Source organism: Roseobacter denitrificans OCh 114 (assembly GCF_000014045.1).
In the GTDB taxonomy this organism is placed as follows: Bacteria; Pseudomonadota; Alphaproteobacteria; order Rhodobacterales; family Rhodobacteraceae; genus Roseobacter; species Roseobacter denitrificans.
This window is the reverse complement of sequence record NC_008209.1, coordinates 1,911,059-1,933,081: the sequence shown is the minus strand read 5'-3', so window position 1 is coordinate 1,933,081 and position 22,023 is coordinate 1,911,059. Positions and strand designations below refer to the sequence as shown.

Genomic DNA, 22,023 nt, shown 5'->3' with positions numbered 1-22,023 from the left:
AAACAAGCGCTGGCCTCAATCTAGACTAACCAAAGCTTACCGCTGTGCAGTTTGCCAGTCCGGATGTATCCACGCCCGGTCATTGCTGCGCGCCAATGTGTCTTTGCCCAGCAGGTGGTCAGAGACTTTTTCCCCCACCATGATGGAGGGCGCGTTCAGGTTACCGTTGGTAATCCGGGGAAAAATGCTGCTGTCCGCGACGCGCAGCCCCTCGACACCGATCACACGGGCCTGCGGGTCCACAACCGCCTGCGGATCATCGGCACGCCCCATCCGGCAGGTGCCGCAGGGGTGATAGGCGCTTTCCACATGTTCCGAGATGAAGTCATTCAAGGCGTCATCGGATTGCACGGCAGCACCCGGCTGGATCTCATGTTTGACGAAGGGTTTGAACGCGTCCTGCGCGAAAATCTCGCGGGTCAGGCGGATGCAACGCCTGAAATCCTCCCAGTCATCCGCGTGCGACATGTAGTTAAAGGTTATTTTCGGCGCTTCAGCCGGATCAGGCGAGGCCAGCGTAACCGACCCGCGTGATTTTGACCGCATCGGCCCCACATGGGCCTGAAACCCGTGACCTTCCGCCGCGACTTTACCATCGTAGCGCACGGCGATTGGCAGGAAATGGTACTGCACATCAGGATAGGGCACGCCCGCCTTGGACCGGATGAACGCTGCACTTTCGAATTGGTTGGACGATCCCATGCCGGTTTTTGTAAACAGCCACTGCGCGCCGATCACGGCCTTGGAAAACAGGTTCCAATAGCGATAGAGCGTGATGGGCTGTTTCGAGGCCATCTGCAGGTAAAGTTCCAGATGATCCTGCAGGTTCTGCCCCACGCCGGGGCGGTCCGCGATCACGTCAACGCCCTGTTCCGCCAGATGCCCAGCCGGGCCGACACCCGAGAGCATCAGCAATTTGGGCGAATTGATGGATGAGGCCGCAAGCACGACCTCGCGCGCCGCGTGGATCACCTTTGTCTTGCCGCCTTGCAGGATTTCGACGCCGCGCGCCCGGCGCCCTTCGAATATCACCCGCTGCGCGAGGCCATTCACAAGCGTGCAATTGTCGCGCTTCAGCGCGGGGCGCAGATAGGCGTTTGCCGCAGACCAGCGCCGCCCGCGCCAGACCGTTTGCTCCATCGGGCCGAAACCTTCCTGCTTGTGACCGTTGTAGTCATCGGTCGCCTGATAGCCTGCCTCGATCCCGGCCTGCACAAAGGCTTTGAAGAGCGGATTTTGCCGTGCCCCCCGGCTGACATGCAGCGGCCCGTCGGTGCCGCGCCACGCAGGGTCACCGCCATGACCGCCATCGTGCCAATTCTCCATCCGTTTGTAATAGGGCAGCACATCCGCATAGGACCAGCCCTCCGCGCCCTGCTCTGCCCAATGGTCAAAATCCATCGCATGGCCGCGGACATAGACCATGCCGTTGATACTGGATGAGCCGCCGATGACCTTGCCGCGTGGGCAAGCGAGCCTGCGCCCGCCCAGATGCGGCTCAGGCTCCGAGCTATAGCCCCAATCATAGCGTTTCATGTTCATCGGATAGGAAAGTGCTGCGGGCATCTGGATGAGCGGCCCGGCATCTGTCCCCCCATGTTCAATGACGATGACGGATGCTCCCGCCTCGGACAGGCGGTATGCCATCGCGCAGCCTGCGCTGCCCGCCCCCACGATAACGAAATCTGCTTGCATCACATGATCCTCAGGCGTTCATGTAGCCAATGAACAAGGAGAGAAACGCGCCGATATGGACGACCATGATCGCCTTGTCTTTCCACATCACGCCAACCGCCAGCCACAGCAAAATGCCGATGAAGAAAGCGAAAACGTTCCATGGCACGATGTTGAGCCCGGTCAGCCCATAGCCGATCAGTTGCACGATTGTGGCGATCCACTTGACGATATCGACGGTTTGGATACGCGTTGGCGTCTTTGGTGTGCTGGTCATCAGAAAGGAGCCTCCAGATCGCCCATGCGGACGTAAACGGATTTGATCTGGCTGTAGTGTTCGATGGCAGCCTTGGAGTTTTCGCGCCCCACGCCGGAGGCTTTTGAGCCGCCAAATGGCGCCTCCACCGGCGCGTCGTTGTAGGTGTTGATGTAGCAGGTGCCTGCTTGGAACCCGGCTGCGATGCGATGCGCACGGGTCAGATCGCAAGTGAATACGCCCGCCGCAAGGCCAAATTCGGTGTCATTGGCGCGGGCGAGTACATCTGTTTCATCATCGAAATCCAGCACCGCCATGACGGGGCCAAAGATTTCCTGCCGCGCGATGATCATGTCATCATGCACATCCGCAAAAACGGTGGGTTGCACGTAAAACCCCGCGCGGTCCATCCGCGCGCCGCCAAAGACAAGACGCGCGCCCTCCGCCTGCCCTTTCGCGATGTAGTCCAGCACGATGGACGTTTGCCGCTCCGACACCATGGGGCCAAAGCTGGTTTGCGGGTCCATCGGATCACCGATAACGGCAGTCGCCAATCGCTCTGTGAGGCGCTTGAGAAAGGCGTGTTTGATGGCTTTGTGAACGAAAACGCGCGTTCCGTTGGAACAGACCTGCCCGGAGGAATAGAAATTCCCAAGGATCGCACCGCTGACCGCATTTTCCAGATCAGCGTCGTCAAAAATGATCAGCGGGGATTTACCGCCAAGCTCCATCGTGACGTGTTTGATGCCCTCGGCTGCGGCGGCATAGACCTTGCGTCCGGTCGGCACAGAACCGGTCAGGGACACCTTGTCGACCCGTGCGTCCGCGACCAATGCAGCCCCCACATCGCCCATACCCTGAATGACATTGTAAAGGCCCTTGGGCAGGCCCGCAGCATGCAGAATCTCGGCCACCTTCAGGGCGCATAGCGGCGTCGTCTCGGACGGTTTGAACACCATCGCATTGCCGCAGGCCAGCGCTGGTGCGCCCTTCCAGCAGGCGATTTGCGTCGGATAATTCCACGCACCGATCCCGACACACACGCCCAATGGTTCGCGGCGGGTATAGACCCAATCCTCGCCCAGCGGGATATGTTCGCCAGTCAGCGTTGCTGCCATACCGCCGAAATACTCCAGCGCATCCGCACCGCTTGTTGCATCGACCACCGATGTTTCCTGATAGGGTTTTCCGGTGTCATAGGTTTCCAGCACGCTGAGGTCATGGTTGGCGGCACGCATCATGTCCGCAGCACGGCGCAGGATGCGCCCGCGTTCAGTACCTGTCATGGCCGCCCATGCGGCCTGTGCAGCCCGCGCCGCATCCAGTGCTGCATCAATGATCGCAGGCGTTGCGGAATGCACCGTTGCGATCACCTCACCGGTTGCGGGGTAAATGACCTCAATCGCTGCGCCATCGGTATCTTCGACATATTGCCCGTTGATGAAATGGCTGGCGGTGGGTTGGGTTGGATAACTCATCAGCTGTATTGCCTTTGGTGCAGGGGTTTTGGGGCGTGGTTACTCACCGCGCGGAAACCGTTTGCTCTCTTCGAGCACGTTGAGGTCCATGTGATTGCGCATGTATTGCTCGGATGCGGCGCGCAGGGGCTGATAGTCCCATGGGTAGTACCCGCCCTCGCGCAGGGCCTCGTAGACGACCCAGCGGCGCGCCTGACTTTTGCGCACATCGGCGTCAAAGGCGTCGAGATCCCAGCGCGCTTCCGCCTTGCTGCGCAAAGCCGACAGGGTGCCTTGGTGATCCGGGTGCCCGGCAAGGTTGTGCAATTCGTGCGGGTCGTTTTCCAGATCAAACAGTTGTTCCGGATCGAGAACGCATTTGTTGTACTTCCACGGGCCATAGCGCAGGGACACCATCGGGGCATAGGAGGCTTCCGCCGCATATTCCATCGCAACGGGTTCTGTGCGTTCGACCCCCTGCCCCATGGGCACCAGCGACACCCCGGTTGTCCATGCCATCACCTCGTCCATCGACACGCCCGCAAGGTCACAGAGCGTCGGACAGACATCGATGTTGGACACGGCCGTTGTCTGCAGCCCCGGTTCCATTTGCGGCGCAGAGATCATCAGCGGCACCCGCGAGGATCCCTCGAAAAAGGACATCTTGAACCATAACCCACGCTCGCCCAACATATCGCCATGATCCGAGACAAAGAGGATGATCGCCTCCTGCCGCGTGTCTTCCAGCGTTTGCAGGATGTCACCGATTTTGTCGTCGAGGTAACTGATATTGGCAAAATACGCGCGTCTGGACCGTTCGATATCGCGTTTCGTGATGTCAAAGCTGCGCCAGTCGTTCGCATCGAAAATACGCTGGCTGTGCGGGTCCTGATCGGCGTAGTCAAAGGCCGCGACCTCAGGCTGAAGATGCGCACAATCCTCGTAGAGATCCCAGTATTTCTTGCGCGCCACGTAAGGGTCATGCGGATGGGTGAAGCTGACCGTCAGACACCAGGGGCGCGCATCTGCCCCGCGTGACAGATCGTAGAGTTTGCGGGTCGCGTTGAAGGCCACCTCGTCATCATATTCCATCTGGTTGGAAATCTCGGCCACACCCGCGCCCGTGACCGAGCCCATATTGTGATACCACCAGTCGATACGCTCGCCCGGTTTGCGATAATCCGGGGTCCAGCCAAAATCCGCCGGGTAGATATCGGTGGTCAGGCGCTCTTCGAAGCCGTGCAACTGATCGGGGCCGACAAAATGCATCTTGCCCGACAGGCAGGTCTGATACCCCGCCCGCCGCAGATGATGCGCATAGGTCGGGATCGAGGAACAGAATTCGGCGGCATTGTCATAAACGCCGGTGGCCGAGGGCAATTGACCCGACATGAACGCGGCACGACCCGGCGCGCACAGGGGGCTGGCGGTATAGGCGTTCTTGAACCGTGTTGAGCGCGCGGCGAGCTTTTTCAGGTTTGGCGCATGCAGCCACTCGGCTGGGCCATCGGGAAAAAGGGTGCCGTTCAACTGGTCGACCATCAGGATCAGGATGTTCGGCTTGCTCATGCGGGGCGCTCCAGCAAGGTCGACAACGCGGCAAGGGCGGTATCGCGTGCGGCGTCGGCACTTTTTGAACGCGACAGGGCGGCGCGCAGATAAAGGCCATCTATGAGTGCCGCGATCACCTCTGCATGCGCAACCGGATCGGACGAAATCGGGCGCAAGGCGTGGATGAGGTTTGAGTGCAGCCGCTGTTGATAGACCCGCAACAGCCGCAGCGTATCGGGATTGGTCGCAGCCGATGCGTAAAGCGTCATCCACGCGCTGATGGTCGAGGGCGTAAAACACGACGGCGCAAAACTGGCATCAATCAACGCCTCCACACGCGCGCGCGGCGTCGGGGCGGCGCGCAGACCGCGGCGCACTTCCGCACCGAAATCGCGCAGGATCTGTTGCATCGCCGCCAGAAATATCTGGTCCTTGCCGCCAAAGTAATGATGCGCCAGCGCGGTGGACATGCCAGCGCGTTTCGCAATCTGACCGACGGTGACATCCAGCGAGCCGCGCGCGCCGATTTCAGCGATGGTGGCATTGACCAGGGCCGTCCGACGGATCGGTTCCATTCCAACTTTTGGCATTTTCCCTCCGGGTCTGAGCACGCAAGCCATCCCTAAAAGGATTTTGATTGATCCGTCAATCAATAAAAACGACGCTAACCTTTGGTCTCGTTCAGCGTCGGTGTCGTTGGTTTGCGCTTGAGCACCGCTTCGCGCCAGGTGATGAATGTAACGGATGACAGGATCACAACACCACCGATCACCACCCAGATGTCCACCGCCTCCCCAAAGGCGAAATATCCCAAGAGCACCGCCCAGATCAGCTGCGTAAAGGTGACAGGCTGCGTAACGGTGACTGGTGCTGCGGCAAAGGCGAGCGTCATGGTGTAGTGTCCGGCGACCGCACAGCAGGCTATGCAAAAGAGCAAAAACAGCTCCCAAAGGGTCGGTGTCACCCAGTTGATCAGCGCGAAAGGGGCCAGCACGATGGTGACGAAAATCGACAACATGGCCACGACAACGGACGGTTTGACCTCATCCGCCGTGACCTTTGCCGTCAGGTAAGACGCACCAAAGGCGAGGGCCGTAAACAGCATGGCAAAGTGCCCGCTGCTGATGTCACGAAACCCGGGTCGCAGGATAATGAACGCCCCGATCAGCGCCATCACGACAGCGGCAATGCGCCGAAAGGCCAGCTTCTCCCCAAGGAACACGGCGGCCCCGATCGTCACATAGATCGGGGCGAGGTAATTCATCGCCGTGACATCCGCGAGCGGAATGCGCGTCATGGCGTAGAACCATGAAATCACGCCCAGCCCGTGGATCACACCGCGAAACCCGAAGAGCTTCCATTGGCGCGGGGTCAGATGCGCGGCCCGCAAGGCCCCGATGGCCGGGATCAGAAAAACGAGCCCGAGCAGATACCGCAGGAAAGCCATCTGCGCCGGCGGCAGCCCGGTGCCCATGAATTTCACCAACGCCGTAACGGAGATAAAGCAAATACCTGTCACCAGCATCCAGAAAATGCCGGTCAGGGGCTGAGAGGTCTTGGTCATGGACATGCGCCATAGACACCTTCTTGGTGAAATAGTGCAAGGGGCATACCGAAGGGCGCTGCTGTGCCGTTCACGGATAGTTTATCCATAAAACTCTCATCACATAAATCTGATCAGGGATGATTGGCGTATCTTTTGCAGATGACCATATCGTAGTGAGAGTAAACAGGAGGTGTGATGTTTGATAACCTGAACCGTCTCGATCTGACGTCGAAAGACATCGACATGATCGAAGCAGCGCTACACACGCAGAAGAAAATTCTGTCTGTCCAGAGTGCGGCGGGCGGGACAGGCGCGCGCCGAAAACTGAACGAAATCAAGCAGTTGATGAAACGTGTCGGGCGCGCGCGTGCCGCGCAAAACGGCAACGCCGCCCCGTCGTGGGCCCAGATGGCGCGTATGATGCTCACAGGGCAAAAAACGTCCGGCTGAATGTCGAACCCGTCGCAGATATGGTGCATTGAGCAGACGGGTTCTGGCGTTAAAGCTGCTCCATCACCTCATCCGAGGCTTCGAAATTGGCCGTGACCCGCTGCACGTCGTCATCATCTTCAAGGGCCTCGATCAAGCGCATCAGCTTTTGCATTCCCTCAAGGTCCAATTCTGTCGTGGTCGTCGGCCGCCATACCAGTTTGGTCTGCTCGCTTTCGCCCAACTCGGCCTCCAGCGCGGTCGCAACCTCGTTGAGATCCGTATCCGCGCACCAGATAACATGGCCATCTTCGGAGCTTTCAACATCCTCTGCTCCGGCTTCGATCGCCGCCATCAGCACCGTGTCCGCGTCCCCGACATCCGCCGGATAGGTGACCGTGCCCTTGCGGTCGAACATGAAACCGACGCTGCCGGTTTCGCCAAGGTTGCCGCCATTCTTGGTAAAGGTCGACCGCACTGTTGACGCTGTGCGATTACGATTGTCAGTCATCGCTTCAACGATCACTGCAACGCCATTCGGGCCGTAGCCCTCATAACGGATTTCTTCGTACTCGTCGCCATCCCCGGCTTGGGACTTCTTGATCGCGCGATCAATATTATCCTTGGGCATGGACTGCGATTTGGCCTCTTTTACCGCCAGGCGCAGGCGCGGGTTCTTGTCAGGATCAGGATCGCCCATTTTCGCAGCAACTGTGATCTCCTTGCTGAGTTTGGAGAAGAGCTTTGCCCGCACGGCGTCCTGGCGCCCTTTGCGGTGCTGGATGTTTGCCCATTTTGAGTGGCCTGCCATTTCGTTTTCCGTCCCTGACTTCACCGTGAGCGTTTTCTATAAAACAGGAGCGCTGGAAGGGGCAAGGCCGCACGGATGCGTAATTTGATGCCGCGCCGCACATGAACGGAGCCAGCGCCACCCTGCCCGTCTTTTCCTCTTGGCGCGCGGCACAAGGGGCAAGGCAAGCTGTGTCAAAGCCGGCGCGCCAGTTTTCGCCGCACTTTCCCCCTTTCCCCGCAGCACCGCCTATGCGTAGATCGGCGGATCATGACAAACGAACAGATCATTCTCTTTTCCCTTTTTGCCGCCGTGTTTGCGATGCTGCTATGGGGGCGGTTGCGCTATGATATCGTTGCCTTTTCTGCCTTGCTGATTGGCGTGGTTCTGGGCGTTGTCCCCACCAAAGACGCGTTTTCGGGTTTTGGGCATCCGGCCACGCTGGTCGTTGCCCTTGTGCTGGTCGTCTCGGCGGGGTTGGTGCGTTCGGGCGCTGTTTTCCTGATCACGCGCACGCTGGTGGATGCCTCGCGCAGTCTGGGTGCGCATATCGCGCTCATGGGGGCCATCGGCGGGGTTTTCTCCGCGTTTATGAACAATGTCGCCGCCCTCGCCCTGTTGATGCCAGTCGATATCCAGACCGCGCGCAAGGCAGGGCGCGCCGCCGGGTTGAGCCTGATGCCCCTGAGTTTTGCAACAATTCTTGGCGGCATGGTGACACTGATCGGCACCCCGCCCAACATCATCATTGCCGCCATCCGCGAAGACAGTCTGGGCGCGCCCTTCGCGATGTTCGATTTCGCCCCGGTCGGCGGGGCGGCGGCCATCGCGGGCCTTGCCTTTGTGTCCCTGATCGGGTGGCGCTTGATTCCGACCCGTGAGACAGACGCAGGCCAAAGCAATGATATTTCAGAGTATATTGCCGAATTGACCGTGCCCGAGGGCAACAAGCAGATCGGCAAACGCGTCGCCGAATTGAGCGAGGCCGCAGACAAGGCAGATGTTGCGATTATCGGCCTTGTCCGCGATGGCAAACGCCGGTACGGGCAGGCCCGCAACACTGTGCTTGAAGCGGGTGATGCGCTGGTGCTGGAGGCAACGCCGGAAGCCCTCGATGAATTCCGCTCCAGCCTTGATCTGGCGGTCACGGACGCCAAGCGCGAAGAGGCGTTGCATGCAGCAGGCGAAGGTGTCGAGGTCATCGAAGTCGTGGTGCCTGAAGATGCGCGCATCCAAGGCAAGACCGCGCAGGCCATCGGGCTTGCATGGCGACAGCGCAGCGTGTTGCTGGGCGTGTCGCGGCGCGGCAAACGCCTGACCAAACGGTTGCGCCAAACGCCCATTCAGACCGGTGATATCCTGTTGATGCTGGTGCCGCGCGACACAGGCCCGGATGTGGCGGACTGGCTTGGCTGCCTGCCTCTGGCCGACCGCGGGCTGGCGGTGACCGTCAACAAAAAAGTATGGCTGGCCATAGGTTTGTTCGGGGCCGCGGTCTTGACGGCCAGCGTCGGGCTGTTGTATCTGCCCATCGCCATGGGCTTGGTGGTGGTTGCCTATGTGCTGACAAAAATCATACCGCTTGCCGAGCTTTATGATCACATCAACTGGCCGGTCGTTGTGCTGCTCGGCTCCATGATCCCGCTGGGTGCGGCACTTGAAAGCTCCGGCGGCACGGAACTGATCGCGACGGCGTTGGTCTCTTTGACCGACGGGCTCCCGGCCTGGGCGGTTCTGACGGTGCTGATGATTGTCACGATGAGCCTGTCAGATGTCCTGAACAACACGGCAACCACCATCGTCGCAGCCCCCGTGGGCATCCAGATGGCGCAAAGCCTTGGGGTATCCCCCGACCCCTTTCTGATGGCTGTGGCCGTGGCCGCTTCCAGCGCCTTCCTGACGCCCATCGGGCACAAGAACAACACGCTGATCCTTGGCCCCGGGGGATACGGTTTTGGCGACTACTGGCGCATGGGCCTGCCGCTGGAGATCATAGTCGTCGCCGTCAGCATCCCAGCAATCCTCATTTTCTGGCCTTTGTGAGACGGCAGAAACAGGCAAAACAGCGCGCTGCCACGTTGTTGCTATGGGACGGCAGCGGCACCTGCTTTGATGCGTCTGTCTCTTGCAGATGCGATCACTGCACGCAACTCAGGCATCTGCCGCCTGCGGGCAAGAGCCGTGATCGGGAACAATATCGCCCCACGAAACCATTCTTTAACGGGTCGAAGGCTACAGTTTCGCGTGGTTCAATCACAGGCCGGGAACATGCTCTCATACTCAAAAAATGAAATGTATCAGTCGCGCAGGAACACCAGTGAAGTGACTCCGGCCTTTGAGGATGCTGGTCTTTTCAAAACCGCGATATGTCAGCAGATGCTTGAACTCATCCCGCTCATGCGCCGCAACAGCCGTGATGACCTCATCGTGCGCGGGTTTGTCGACAGAAAGATCGAGATTGATATATTCTTTGCCGGTCGCCGCACGGCGGAGGTCGGCCCCCTGGAAGCACAACTCAAGGCATTGATGTCCATCGCGCGCAAGAAAGCCGCCGCCGCCGGTGCCCGGCCGCCGGACGTGGAAAAGATTCGGCTCCCCGTCCGGGTTGAGGGGGCCTGGCGGCGCAGCAGGCAAATTGACGACAGCGGATGGGAAACAGGCTCCTATCATTTCGTCGTGGCGCGCTGGTCCCTGCTCGACAAGGATGGCAGCACCGTTTCCTTTGGCGAACCACCGGTCGCCTGAGGGGCTGCCGAGCGGCCGTGGCCGGGTGTTTCAGAGCGGCCAGATCAGCGGAATAACGAGCGAAACGATCACCGCCATACTTATGTTGAGCGGCAAGCCGACCCGCGTAAAATCGGTAAAACGATACCCACCGGGACCGTAGACAAGGGTGTTTGTCTGATATCCGATCGGGGTGGCAAAGGCGCAAGAGGCCGCGATCATGACGGCAACCACCAGCGGGCGCGGGTCAAGCCCCAAAGCAGTGCCCAGCCCAATCGCAAGCGGTGTCATGATCACCGCAACCGCATTATTGGACACGATTTCGGTCAAGGTAGAAGTCATGGCAAAAACCACCAGCACAACGACAGCAGGCGGCATTGTCATCAAAACCGGCGACACACCATCAACGATCAATGCGATAGCCCCGGATTGCTGTAGTGCGGCACCGACCGTCAGCATCGAAAAGATCAGCGCAAGCAAGCGCCCCTCCACAAAGGAGAACGCTTCATCCGCGTCGATGCACCCGGTCACCAACACAAGCGCGACCGCAACAACGGCCAGAAGCAGAATGGGTGCGACATTAAAGGCCGCAAAACCAACGATCCCGGCCAGGGCGGCGATGGCAATCGGCGCATGGCTGCGCCGATACGCCCGTTCCGTGGGGTGCGAAACGTCCACCACGTCCATGTCATCCGCAAGGCGCTGGATATCCGCCGGCGCCCCCTCCAGCAGCAGGGTATCCCCGACCTTGACGATGAGGGAATCCAGCTTTTGCCCGATGTTCTGGTTCCGCCGGTGCACCGCCAGCGGGTACACACCGTAGCGCCGCCGCAGGCGCATCCCGCCAAGCGAGCGCCCGACCATGCGACACCCCGGCGTGATCAATACCTCTACCGTGGTCGTTTCCACTGCAGAGACCTGATCCACGCGGCGCAATTCCTTGTTTGTCTGAAGGCTCAGCAACTCGGTCATCTGCGTGCGTAAAACCACCCGGTCACCGACTTCCAGTTCAACCGCCCTGAGGTCCCGTCGCAACGACAGATCGCCGCGAATGACGTCGATCAGACGCACGCCTTCCCGCTTGAACAATTGCACCCCCAGCACCGAACGCCCGATGAGGTTGCTGTCAGGCGGGATTACCGCTTCCGTAAAGAATTTCATCTTCGAGCGGTCGGTCAGCATATTCGCCATACTGTCGCGCTCTGGCAAAATGCGCGGCGCGATGAAGGCAAGATAGGTCAGCCCCCAGGCACAAACCACCAGCCCGATCGGCATGATCTCGAAAATGGTAAACGGGGCCAGCCCCTCGGTGCGCGCCACCCCATCGACGAGGAGGTTTGTCGATGTGCCAAGCAGCGTCAGCGAACCGCCCATAATCGCCGCATAGCTCAAGGGGATCAGCAGTTTGGAAGCCTTGACGCCCAGCGTTTTACTCAATTGCACAACCACCGGGATCATCACCACAACGACCGGCGTGTTGTTCATGATCGCAGAGGCTCCCATGACGGATAATATCACCCCGGCAACAGCGGCCTTGGGGCGGACCTTTGCCTGCCTTTCCGCCGCGCGCGTCAACACATCAAGCGCACCCGTGCGCACCAACGCGCCCATGACAATGAACATCGCGGCGATGGTCCAGGGCGCGGGGTTGCTCAGCACAGCGCGTGCATCGTCATAGGGCAACACCCCCATCACCAGCATCAGCGCCGCGCCCGCAATGGCCACAACCTCTGTGGGAAAGGTTTCACGGACGAATAGAACGAACATGACGCCCACGATGGCAAGCGTCAGAAGCGGCGCTGCCTGAGCGGGAAGCTGGAAGAGATGTATCAATGCAGATGCGCTCCGTGCTTTGCTCGCCTGTCGGACACTTTCGCTGATCGGTCACACTTGAGCAAGCCCGCCCTTGCCCCGCGGCTGAACAAGATACATGCCAAGAAACATCAGCGCCAAAGCGGCCCAGACCGCAGGCGGGTAGGCTTCGGCAAGTATGACCTTCGCCCATAAAAGCGCAAAACCGGTCACGAGGTAGCTGACCTGCACGGTAAAGACCGGTCCCGCCCGACCGACCAGCCAGACATAGCCTGCGTAAACCAGCACATGCGCAACGGAGGCCGCAACGAGCGCATGGCCCGCGCTGCTGTTCAGATCAGCGGGGGGAATGAACTGCCCCGATGCAAGGGTCACCGGCAAAATGGCGACTGTTCCCAGCAGGGACGCGCCAAAGAGAACCTGTATCGCATCCAGCCCGGCAGTGCCCCATTTGGCCACCGCATTACCCTCCAGGGCATAACAAAGACCCGCGATCATCGCGACCAACAGCCAGAAGACCGGGGCCGCCAGTGCCGCGCTTACCCCCGGCATGACGATGATCAGAACGCCTAAGAGACCCGCGAACAACCCCGACAGGCGCCGCCATGAAAAGCTGTCGAGCCGCAGCGCCAGCGCAATGGGAAAGGCGAACATCGGGATCATCGACAACAAGATGGCCATGATCCCCGCCGGCACATGGACCGCCGCCTGAAAGGATGCGGTATTGGGGATCAATGTCCCGATCAGCGCCACCAGCGCAAAGACGCGCAGTGTTGACGCGTTGAACGGCACGCCCTTGCCGCGCAGAGCGCATAAAATGGCCATCAGCACAGACCCGATGCACAGCTGCCAGAAAATCAGGCCGAAATGACCAAAACCGGTCGACACCGCGATTTTGGTGAGCGGGATCGTCACGCCCCACCCGGCCCCCAGCAGCACCAGAACGCAGGTGAAAAACACGGTTTCCCGACGGGTCATGGCGCGGCGGCTTGCAGTATCCCCCCGTCTCGCACCATGGCGATTCGGGTGGCCTTGCCGGTGCGGTCATCGGTCTCGACATAAACGCCCGACAGGGTGGCTGTTCCGGTCGCGGGCGTGAAGCGTTCCTTGGGCATGCCTGTGATAAACCGGCGCAGGGGTTCGGATTTTTCCATGCCGATCACGGAGTGATAATCCCCGCACATGCCCGCATCCGTCAAATAGCCTGTGCCCCCCGGCAGCACCATCGCATCAGCGGTCGGCACATGGGTATGCGTGCCCACGGCAAGGCTGGCCCGCCCGTCGCAAAAGTGCCCCAGCGCCATTTTCTCCGAGGTCGCTTCGCAATGGATATCCACAAGCACCGCCGCCGCCTGCCCGCCCAGCGGGTGCGTTTTCAGAACCGGTTCAAGCGCCGAAAACGGATCATCAAAGGGCCGCTTCATGAACACCTGCCCGAGGACCTGCGCCACCAGAACCTTGCGCCCGTTTTGGGCGGTGAACAGACGCGCGCCCTTGCCGGGTGCGGCCTTGGAGAAATTAAGAGGTCTCAGGATGCGCGGTTCGTGCTGGATGAATTGCAGCATGTCCTTTTGATCAAAGGCATGATCCCCCAGCGTCAGGCAATCTGCCCCCGCCTCCAGCAGGATCTTTGCATGGCTGCCCGACAGCCCCATGCCAGAGGTTGCGTTTTCGCTGTTCACAACAACGAAATCCAACCGCCATTCCTGCCTCAGTCGCGGCAGGTTTTCCGTGATTGCGCGCCGCCCGGCCCGGCCCATGACGTCGCCAAGAAACAAGATTTTCATGCAAGATGCCTAGGCCCGCGATACGATCAGGGCAAGAGCCGGGAAACATATTTCTGACGCCCATGCAAAGACCGACGGTGCCGCACCCTTTAACAGGACAGCGGAAGGCACCAAAAAACAATACCTAACAATTAATATTATCAATATTTTATAGCTATTTATTCATGCATCACTTGAGCGAAAATCATAGATCTTCTGCTCCGTCACGATGGCATCCAGCGGTTGATCCGTTGGCTCCAGTGGCAGCGTATCGGCAATTTGCGCCGCATAGGCGAATCCAATGGCAAGGGTCGCGCGTTTGGCGCGCAAACCCTCAAGCGTGCGATCATAAAACCCGCCGCCATACCCCAATCTTCCCCCCTGTGCATCAAAGGCCACGAGCGGCGCAATCACAATCTCAGGTTCGAAATACTCGGCATGGGCGGGGATCTGAACGCCGAATTCACCGCTGACCATTTCCATGTCGGGCTCCCAGCGGGCAAAGCGCAGGGGTTGACCCGCGCCGATGATCACCGGCACACCAACCGGACCATGGGCCGCGGCCTCGATCATCGCGGGCATGGGGTCGATTTCCGAACGGATCGGCATATAGCCAGCCGTAGGCACCCCGCGATAGCCCGCCAGAACGCTCGACAGCATCCCCGCCCCGGTCCCTGTATTCTTCGCATGCGCCGCGTCACGACGCGCAAAGGCAGCCTTGCGCGCGGCCGCCTTGATTTGGGTCATATCCGTCATAAAAGCACCATAACTGCAATGCCAAGAAAGGCGAAAAAACCGACCACATCGGTGACGGTTGTCACAAATGCACCCGAGGCCAGCGCCGGGTCAATGCCCATGCGGTCCAGAAGAACCGGAATGGCCGTGCCCGCAAGCCCGGCGACGATCATGTTGATGATCATCGCGATGGCAATGACATACCCCAGCGCAGGTGAGCCAAACCAGATCACACCGACAATACCGATCACCACCGCAAAGATCAGCCCGTTGATCGCGCCCACCAGAACCTCGCGCCGTATCACACGCCACAGGTTGGCGCCGGTGAGGTCCTTGGTCGCCAGGGCGCGCACCGCAACCGTGAGCGACTGGGTCCCGGCATTTCCGCCCATGGACGCCACGATGGGCATCAAAACCGCCAGCGCCACGATCTGCGCAATGGCCTCTTCGAACTGGGCAATCACAAGGGACGCCGCGATCGCCGTGAGCAAATTCACCGCCAGCCAGGGCAGCCGCTGTTTGCTCGTTTCTGCAACGCGGTCCGACAAGGACCCCTCCCCGACCCCGGCAAGCCGCAGGATGTCTTCCTCGTGTTCCTCATCCAGAACGGCCATGGCATCGTCTATGGTGATAATGCCGATCAACCGCCCTTCCTCATCCACCACCGGCGCGGAAATCAGGTGATACTGATTGAACGCATAGGCGACGTCTGATTCCTCCTGCGTGGCGGGAATGATCTGAAAGGTTTCTTCCAGCAAATCCATGAGTCGGGTTTCACGCCGGGACCGCATCAGCTTGCCAAGCGTGACATTCCCCACCGGATGCAGGCGCGGATCGACGATCACGATGTGATAAAACTGATCGGGCAGCTCTTCTTCAGGCGTTGCGCGCAAATGATCAATCGCCTGACCGACGGTCCAATGCTCGGGCGCCATGACGACTTCGCGCTGCATCAGACGCCCGGCGGAATATTCGGGATACCCCAGCGCCTGCCGCACAGCGGCGCGGTCCACATCCTCAAGCGCATCAAGGATCGTTTCCTGCTGATGATCTTCCAGATCCTCAACCAGATCGACCACATCATCGCTGTCCATCTCGCGGACCGCTTGCGTCAAGACCTGAGGTGTGAGAACGGCGATGACCTCTTCGCGGATGCTTTCATCCAGTTCCGAAAGGATTTCCCCGTCAAACTCACGATCATAAAGACGGATCAGCCGCGCGCGGTCAAAGGCGTTGATCTGTTCCAGCAGGTCCGCGATATCCGCCGGGTGCAAAGGCTCCATCAACGCGGTCAGCTTGGCCTGATCCTCGATGTCCACGGCATAAAGAATGGCGGATATCGCTTTGGGACCGAGCACATAGGCGTCGTCCTCGACCTCCACTGGTCCTGTTTCGGTTTGATCCGACATCTGCGCCCTCCTGCTGCAGGGCAGACAATAGGCGCGCGCCAATGTGGTTACAATGGCGCGCGCGGATGATCGTTGCTGTTGCCGGGGCAAGCGCCTAAGAGTTGCCTATGAGCGAATATGATCTGATCCTTGGGCAGACGTTCCAAGTCACCGCCAACCCGATGACGACGCCCTGGCAGCAGGCCGTGACGGTCGCCAGCGATGGCGCTGTTTTGCTGCGAGACGGTCGCATCGAACAGGTCGGTCATGCCAGTGATCTGCGCCAGCAACACCCGCAGGCCCGGATCACGGACTATGGGGATAAGCTGGTCTGCCCGGGCTTTGTCGACGCGCATGTCCACTACCCGCAGACCGCCATCATCGCCAGTTGGGGCAAACAGCTGATCGACTGGCTGAACACCTATACCTTTCCCGAAGAAACCCGCCTGTGCGATCCCGCCTACGCACGGGCCATCGCGGATCGCTACCTCGACCTCGCGCTGGCACATGGCACCACGACGGTCTGCTCTTATGCCACGTCCCACCCGGCCAGCGTGGATGCCTTTTTCGACGCGGCAGAACGGCGCGGGCTGCGCGTTATCGCGGGCAAAACCTGCATGGACCGCAATGCGCCGGAGGCGCTTTGTGATACCGTTCAACACGCCCATGACGAAAGCAAATCGCTGCTGGAAAAATGGCATGGCCGGGGTCGTGCGCATTATGCGATCACGCCGCGCTTTTCGCCCACTTCGACGCCGGAACAACTGGAAGCCCTCGGTGCGCTTTGGGCACAGCATCCGAGCTGCCTCATGCAGACGCATCTGAGTGAGCAGGTGCCGGAAATCAAATGGGTGCGCGAACTTTTCCCGACGGCGCGCGACTATCTCGATACCTATGAGATGCATGGGTTGATCGGGGAGCGCGCGGTTTTTGGCCATGCCATCCACCTTGAACCGCGCGAAATCGACCGCATCGCAGAGACCGGCGCGGCGCTGGTGCATTGTCCGACCTCGAACACCTTTATCGGGTCCGGGTTGATGGATGTGGCGGGCCTCGCGGCGCGTTCCGTCCCTGTCGGATTGGCAACAGACACGGGCGGCGGGTCGTCGTTTTCGATGTTGCGCACGATGGCCGCCGCTTACGAGGTGGCCCAACTGCGCGGCACCGCGTTGCACCCGGCGCAACTGCTTTATCTTGCGACTGCCGGGTCGGCGCGTGCGTTGCATTTGCATGACACAATCGGCACCCTTTCACCGGGGTATGAAGCCGACCTGACGATCCTTGATCTGGCCTCCACCCCAGCGATTTCCCAACGCGCCGCCGAAGCGGAAACCATCTGGGAAGCGATTTTTCCAACCATCATGATGGGCGATGACCGGGCCATTGCAGATGTCTGGATCGCCGGAAAACGGCGGATCACAGACCAGAGCGTCTGACGAAGTATGTGGTTCCGGCTTTTCGCATGACGCCTTAGCCGCCCGGCCCGTCACATCCCGTCGCGCAGGGCCTCCACCAGACTGTTCTGGCGGGCAATCACGGCACTCGTGTCGATCGTGACCATCTGCCCGTCGCGCACCACGTCGCGCCCCTCGACAATCAGGTCTCTGACCGTTGTCGGTCCGGCCAGCAGCAATGCGGCGGGATCCCAACTGCCCGCCGCTTCAATGCCGCTCATGTCCCAGATCGCGATATCCGCCCGCGCGCCCACCTGCAATCGGCCACATTCAGGACGCCCCAGCACATCCGCGCCACCCCGCGTGGCAATCTCCAGCGCTTCATCTGCGCTCATGGCGTCGGCACCGGCGGCCACACGCTGCAACAACATGGCCTGCCGCGCCTCTGCGATCAGGTTGCCTGCATCATTGCTTGCAGAGCCATCAACGCCAAGGCCCACCGGCACCTGCGCATCCCGCATCTTGCGGATCGGCGCGATTCCACTGCCAAGACGGCAGTTCGAGCAGGGGCAATGCGCAACGCCGGTCGATGTGTCGGCAAAGAGTTTAATCTCGGCGGCATCCAGCTTGACGCAATGCGCATGCCACACGTCCGGGCCGACCCAGCCGAGGCTTTCGGCGTATTGACCGGGACGGCAGCCGAAAGTCGCGAGGGAATAGGCGATATCCTCGTCGTTTTCCGCCAGATGCGTGTGCATCATCACGCCCTTGTCCCGCGCGAGCAGAGCGGCATCGCGCATAAGTTCCCGGCTGACCGAAAATGGCGAGCAGGGCGCGACCCCGACCCGACACATGGAAGACGGCGCCGCATCGTGAAAGGCGTCGATTACGCGGATGCAGTCCTCAAGGATATCCGCTTCCTTTTCGACCAGCGTGTCCGGCGGCAAGCCGCCGTCAGAGACACCGATGCTCATCGCGCCGCGTGTGGGCTGAAAACGCAGACCAACCGCGCGGGCGGCATGGATGGTGTCTTCCAGTCGGGAGCCGTTGGGGTAGAGATAAAGGTGATCGCTGCTCAGGCTGCACCCTGACAGCGCCAGTTCGCTCAACCCCACCTGCGCAGCGGTGAACATATGATCCGGCGTGAACCTTGCCCAGATCGGATAAAGCGTCTGCAACCACCCGAACAACAGCGCATCCTGCCCCTGTGGCACAGCGCGGCTCAGGGACTGGTAAAGATGGTGATGCGTATTCACCAAACCGGGCGTGACCAAACATCCACGCGCATCCACCGCAGGCAGATCACCGGCAGCGCCCGGCCCGATGGCCTCGATTGCACCGCCCTTGATGACGATATCCGCCCTTGCCAGTTTTCGGCGCGCATCGTCCATCGTGACGATCACATCCGCATTCCTGATCGCCCGGATCGTCACGGACCGGCACGTTTCAGGATGGCAAGCGCCTCCTTGTGGATGTCCGCATTGGCAGCGGCGATTGCTCGCCCCCCGTCATGGGCCGGTTCACCCATCCAATCGGTGACAATTCCGCCCGCTGCCTGCACCACCGCGATCGGCGCCTGAATGTCATAGGGTTGCAAGCCCGCTTCGATCACGAGGTCAATCTGGCCGCTTGCAAGCAAGGCATAGGCATAGCAATCCATGCCGTACCGCGTGAGTTTTGCCTGACGTGCCACGTTGTGAAAAGCCTCTTGCTCTGCCGGGCTGCCAACTTCGGGGAAGGTGGTAAAGACGGTGGCTTGCGCCAAGGCACGCGGTGGCGCTGTTGATAAGTCCCTGTGGCCCATGGGGCCTGTCATATGCGCATGCGCGGGGGCGCCAATGAACCTTTCACCGATGTAGGGTTGATCAATCAGCCCGTAAAACGGCCCTTTTGCATCGCGCACCGCAATCAGAACGCCCCATGTGGGCGTGCCGCTGACAAATCCGCGCGTCCCGTCAATCGGGTCCAGCACCCATGTGAGCCCGCTGGTGCCGGGTTTGTCGCCCAGTTCTTCTCCCAGAATGGCGTCGTCCGGGCGCATCCGGGCCAAGAGGCTGCGCATTTCCTGCTCTGCCGCGCGATCCGCTTCTGTCACAGGGTCATACCCCGCAGCCAGCTTATTGTCCTGCGTCAGGGAAGGTGATCGGAAAAACGGCAGGATGGCCGCGCGCGCGGCGTCGGCCAGACGGTTCGCAACCGCGTCAATTTCAGTGAGGTCAGTTTCCGGCAAGGTCATAGCCGGAGCAAATGCCATCTAACACCGCCCCTCGCAAGGGGCGGCGCAGGTGGTTTCTTCGCAAACATGTTCAGCCGTTTTACGCTACATCGCTCAACACACGCGCCAGTTCAAACAACCGACGGCGCTGGTTTTCAGGGATCGCGTAATAGGAGCGCACAAGGTCCATCGCCTCCTTGTCGCCCATCATATCAGCGGGAACCGATGAGGTTGGCTCTGGCGCATCCTTGCCCGCTTCCTCTCGCAGCCCTTCAAAGAAGAATGCCACGTCCACATCCAGCGCATCGGCAATGTCCCAGAGACGAGACGCGCTGACCCGGTTGGCGCCGGTCTCATATTTCTGGATCTGCTGAAACTTGATGCCAACACATTCCGCCAGCTTTTGTTGGGTCATACCAACAAGCCACCGGCGCTGCCGAATGCGTTTTCCAACATGTACGTCTACAAGGTGTGCCATATTATCTTCCTCACTCTTACCCATATTACAAACGCGTCGCCGCCACAGTACCGACATAGTTGTGTCACTGGTGCAGCAACCTTAACCTTCTAATACCGTCAACAATACGAAAGTTGTCATTTGGATCAATACCAAAGACCGCACCAACCACTGTGCTCAATTGCGCGATAGACAATCTATACGTGTTTTATCCTGTAGAAAGGTGCGTTTAGCGCCAGGCAATTAAAAGCACTGAATTTGCGTAAAAATTGATATTTCCGGTAAATTTCCGGCAGTTAGACCACAATCAGGCGTTGAATGGACGGGAATTGCACAATTCATGCCGATTCTAGCACTGCGGGAGCGCTGCGAAACAGGGCGAAAAAGTGACGCTGCGGCAGGGCCGGGCCTGCCGCGTTCACGAAAAGTTCAATCAGCGGAATCCAGCTTATCGGCGGCTTTGACGGCCTGTGGCGCGGCATCCAGCGCCGTGTGCCGCCCTTACACGGCTTTGAGCTTCGGATGCTCGGGCGCGGAAAACGCGCGCCGCAGGTAATCCGCCAAAGTATCGTGAATCACCCCTTTGCTGCTATGCGCGCCGTAGAGGTTGATCTGCTGCAGCGGCAGGTCCGGCAGAACACCGCCGTGATCAATCCGTTCCAGGTGCGGCGGCTCTGTGCCCTCGATCATCGTGTGAATGGCGAGATCGGCGCTGACGGTTGCTTCGATGGTGCGGTCGCTTTCCGTTTCGACAATGACATCCCAAGGGATACCGGCGGTATCCAGCGCCTCGACCACGCGCGGGCGAAAGGTGCACAACCGCCCGAACGCCAGTTTCAGCGGTTTTTGCCGCCACGCAGCGCCGCCCGGTGCCCCAACCCACTTCAGCGGCTTGCAGCACAGCGTTTGCGCCCCCGCATCCAGCGATGTTTCGGTCGTCAGGATCACATCGCACTCCCCCCGCCCGAATTTATCCTTGAGCGCGCGGGTATAGGAGGAAACAAGGTGCACCTTGACCCGCGGAAACGCCGCATGGAACTGCTTCAGAACCTGCGGAATGGCCGGGTAGACGATATCATGCGGCACGCCCAGCACGATTTCGCCCTCATAGGCCTGATCGGTCAACCTGCCGATCACCTCATCATTCAATGCCACCATGCGCCGCGCATAGACCAACAGCTGCTCTCCCGAAGCGGTGAGGGCAATGGTGCGCCCGGAGCGGTCCAGCAAGGAGACATCGAGCACCTCTTCAAGACGTTTCAGTTGCATCGACACTGCCGATTGCGTCAGGTGCAAGAACCCTGCTGCGCGGGTGACACCGCCGGAATCGGCCACCGCGACAAAGGAACGGAGCGTGGTGACGTCCAGATTTCTCATATCAACATTCTTGATGGTATGCTTCACAAACATTCGTTTTAAACATCTTAACGCGTCTGCCATATACATCAAGAGAATTGATACAAACCCAAACACCATCACAGAAGCGAAAGGAACGGAACATGGCACTGAGCAATCTTGGCACCCTCTTGGGAACCCGTGGCGCAGGATCGGTACAGCTCGCACTGTCGACCCGCCTCGCCTTGTGGAAATCACGCCGTGCGCTGGCAAAACTGGACGACCGCGCCTTGAATGATGTCGGGATTTCGCGGGCGGAGGCCGATCGTGAGGCCCAGCTGACAGTCTGGGACGTTCCGGCGGCCTGGAAACGCTGCTGACGGCGTTTGAACAGCCGGTTCGAGCATGGATTAACGGCGCATTAGCCAAATCTGGTCAAATCGGCACATTCCTGACCGAAAAGCCTTGAAATGGCCGCGAGAGACCACGATATT

Annotated in this window: 21 protein-coding genes; 5 read left to right on the top strand and 16 right to left on the bottom strand. The window is 59.9% G+C overall.

The window, feature by feature from the left end:
* Window positions 1-36: 36 nt before the first annotated feature.
* The 6 genes from betA to RD1_RS09345 form a co-directional block, all read right to left on the bottom strand.
* Window positions 37-1,695 carry a choline dehydrogenase gene (gene betA / locus RD1_RS09370; RefSeq protein ID WP_011568244.1) on the bottom strand — a complete coding sequence of 553 codons (1,659 nt, stop codon included), beginning with the start codon at window positions 1,693-1,695 and terminating at the stop codon, window positions 37-39.
* 10 nt (window positions 1,696-1,705) lie between these two features.
* Window positions 1,706-1,951 carry a DUF6552 family protein gene (locus RD1_RS09365; RefSeq protein ID WP_044033055.1) on the bottom strand — a complete coding sequence of 82 codons (246 nt, stop codon included), beginning with the start codon at window positions 1,949-1,951 and terminating at the stop codon, window positions 1,706-1,708.
* Window positions 1,951-3,408 (bottom strand): betaine-aldehyde dehydrogenase, encoded by a 1,458-nt coding sequence (betB, locus tag RD1_RS09360; RefSeq protein ID WP_011568243.1) that lies wholly within the window; start codon window positions 3,406-3,408, stop codon window positions 1,951-1,953. The genes RD1_RS09365 and betB overlap by 1 nt, the downstream gene beginning before the upstream one ends.
* A 39-nt stretch (window positions 3,409-3,447) precedes the next feature.
* Window positions 3,448-4,956, bottom strand: a complete 1,509-nt coding sequence (gene betC, locus RD1_RS09355; protein WP_011568242.1) for a choline-sulfatase — start codon at window positions 4,954-4,956, stop codon at window positions 3,448-3,450.
* Window positions 4,953-5,528: a transcriptional regulator BetI gene (betI, locus tag RD1_RS09350; RefSeq protein ID WP_011568241.1), complete on the bottom strand. Its 576-nt coding sequence runs from the start codon at window positions 5,526-5,528 to the stop codon at window positions 4,953-4,955. The genes betC and betI overlap by 4 nt, the downstream gene beginning before the upstream one ends.
* A 74-nt stretch (window positions 5,529-5,602) precedes the next feature.
* Window positions 5,603-6,508, bottom strand: a complete 906-nt coding sequence (locus tag RD1_RS09345; RefSeq protein ID WP_011568240.1) for a DMT family transporter — start codon at window positions 6,506-6,508, stop codon at window positions 5,603-5,605.
* Between the two features lie 171 nt (window positions 6,509-6,679).
* Here RD1_RS09345 and RD1_RS09340 point away from each other — a divergent pair, with 171 nt between their 5' ends.
* On the top strand, window positions 6,680-6,934 hold the full coding sequence (locus RD1_RS09340) for a hypothetical protein (RefSeq protein ID WP_011568239.1): 255 nt from the start codon (window positions 6,680-6,682) through the stop codon (window positions 6,932-6,934).
* A 49-nt stretch (window positions 6,935-6,983) separates the two neighbouring features.
* Here the strand turns inward: RD1_RS09340 and RD1_RS09335 are convergent, their stop codons facing one another.
* On the bottom strand, window positions 6,984-7,724 hold the full coding sequence (locus RD1_RS09335; protein ID WP_011568238.1) for a YebC/PmpR family DNA-binding transcriptional regulator: 741 nt from the start codon (window positions 7,722-7,724) through the stop codon (window positions 6,984-6,986).
* A 249-nt stretch (window positions 7,725-7,973) separates the two neighbouring features.
* Between RD1_RS09335 and RD1_RS09325 the strand changes: the two genes are divergently transcribed.
* Together RD1_RS09325 and RD1_RS09320 are read left to right on the top strand one after the other, a co-directional pair.
* The gene (locus RD1_RS09325) at window positions 7,974-9,746 is read left to right on the top strand and encodes an SLC13 family permease (protein WP_011568236.1); all 1,773 of its coding nucleotides are present in this window, start codon (window positions 7,974-7,976) and stop codon (window positions 9,744-9,746) included.
* Window positions 9,747-10,079: 333 nt separating this feature from the next.
* The gene (locus RD1_RS09320; protein ID WP_245897239.1) at window positions 10,080-10,448 is read left to right on the top strand and encodes a hypothetical protein; all 369 of its coding nucleotides are present in this window, start codon (window positions 10,080-10,082) and stop codon (window positions 10,446-10,448) included.
* 30 nt (window positions 10,449-10,478) lie between these two features.
* Here RD1_RS09320 and RD1_RS09315 read toward each other — a convergent pair whose 3' ends face one another.
* The 5 genes from RD1_RS09315 to mgtE all read right to left on the bottom strand — a co-directional run bounded on the left by RD1_RS09315 (window position 10,479) and on the right by mgtE (window position 16,149).
* Window positions 10,479-12,260 (bottom strand): SLC13 family permease, encoded by a 1,782-nt coding sequence (locus tag RD1_RS09315; RefSeq protein WP_011568234.1) that lies wholly within the window; start codon window positions 12,258-12,260, stop codon window positions 10,479-10,481.
* Window positions 12,261-12,311: 51 nt separating this feature from the next.
* Window positions 12,312-13,217, bottom strand: a complete 906-nt coding sequence (locus tag RD1_RS09310; RefSeq protein ID WP_011568233.1) for a DMT family transporter — start codon at window positions 13,215-13,217, stop codon at window positions 12,312-12,314.
* On the bottom strand, window positions 13,214-14,026 hold the full coding sequence (locus RD1_RS09305) for a TIGR00282 family metallophosphoesterase (protein WP_011568232.1): 813 nt from the start codon (window positions 14,024-14,026) through the stop codon (window positions 13,214-13,216). The genes RD1_RS09310 and RD1_RS09305 overlap by 4 nt, the downstream gene beginning before the upstream one ends.
* A gap of 162 nt (window positions 14,027-14,188) precedes the next feature.
* Window positions 14,189-14,761: a 5-formyltetrahydrofolate cyclo-ligase gene (locus tag RD1_RS09300; RefSeq protein WP_011568231.1), complete on the bottom strand. Its 573-nt coding sequence runs from the start codon at window positions 14,759-14,761 to the stop codon at window positions 14,189-14,191.
* On the bottom strand, window positions 14,758-16,149 hold the full coding sequence (gene mgtE, locus RD1_RS09295; protein ID WP_011568230.1) for a magnesium transporter: 1,392 nt from the start codon (window positions 16,147-16,149) through the stop codon (window positions 14,758-14,760). Before mgtE ends, RD1_RS09300 begins: the two co-directional genes overlap by 4 nt.
* Before the next feature lie 107 nt (window positions 16,150-16,256).
* On the opposite strand from mgtE, the gene guaD reads away from it, so the two are divergent.
* Window positions 16,257-17,564: a guanine deaminase gene (guaD, locus tag RD1_RS09290; protein WP_011568229.1), complete on the top strand. Its 1,308-nt coding sequence runs from the start codon at window positions 16,257-16,259 to the stop codon at window positions 17,562-17,564.
* 50 nt (window positions 17,565-17,614) lie between these two features.
* Here the strand turns inward: guaD and RD1_RS09285 are convergent, their stop codons facing one another.
* The 4 genes from RD1_RS09285 to RD1_RS09270 form a co-directional block, all read right to left on the bottom strand.
* On the bottom strand, window positions 17,615-18,955 hold the full coding sequence (locus RD1_RS09285; protein ID WP_011568228.1) for an 8-oxoguanine deaminase: 1,341 nt from the start codon (window positions 18,953-18,955) through the stop codon (window positions 17,615-17,617).
* A complete protein-coding gene (gene hisN / locus RD1_RS09280; protein WP_050759068.1) occupies window positions 18,952-19,758 on the bottom strand; it encodes a histidinol-phosphatase in 807 nt (268 codons plus the stop codon). Before hisN ends, RD1_RS09285 begins: the two co-directional genes overlap by 4 nt.
* A gap of 79 nt (window positions 19,759-19,837) precedes the next feature.
* Window positions 19,838-20,215: a helix-turn-helix domain-containing protein gene (locus tag RD1_RS09275; protein WP_011568226.1), complete on the bottom strand. Its 378-nt coding sequence runs from the start codon at window positions 20,213-20,215 to the stop codon at window positions 19,838-19,840.
* 480 nt (window positions 20,216-20,695) lie between these two features.
* Window positions 20,696-21,571, bottom strand: coding sequence for a LysR family transcriptional regulator (locus RD1_RS09270; RefSeq protein WP_011568225.1), 876 nt, complete (start codon window positions 21,569-21,571; stop codon window positions 20,696-20,698).
* 122 nt (window positions 21,572-21,693) lie between these two features.
* Between RD1_RS09270 and RD1_RS09265 the strand changes: the two genes are divergently transcribed.
* A complete protein-coding gene (locus RD1_RS09265; protein ID WP_050759067.1) occupies window positions 21,694-21,909 on the top strand; it encodes a DUF1127 domain-containing protein in 216 nt (71 codons plus the stop codon).
* Window positions 21,910-22,023: the final 114 nt, after the last annotated feature.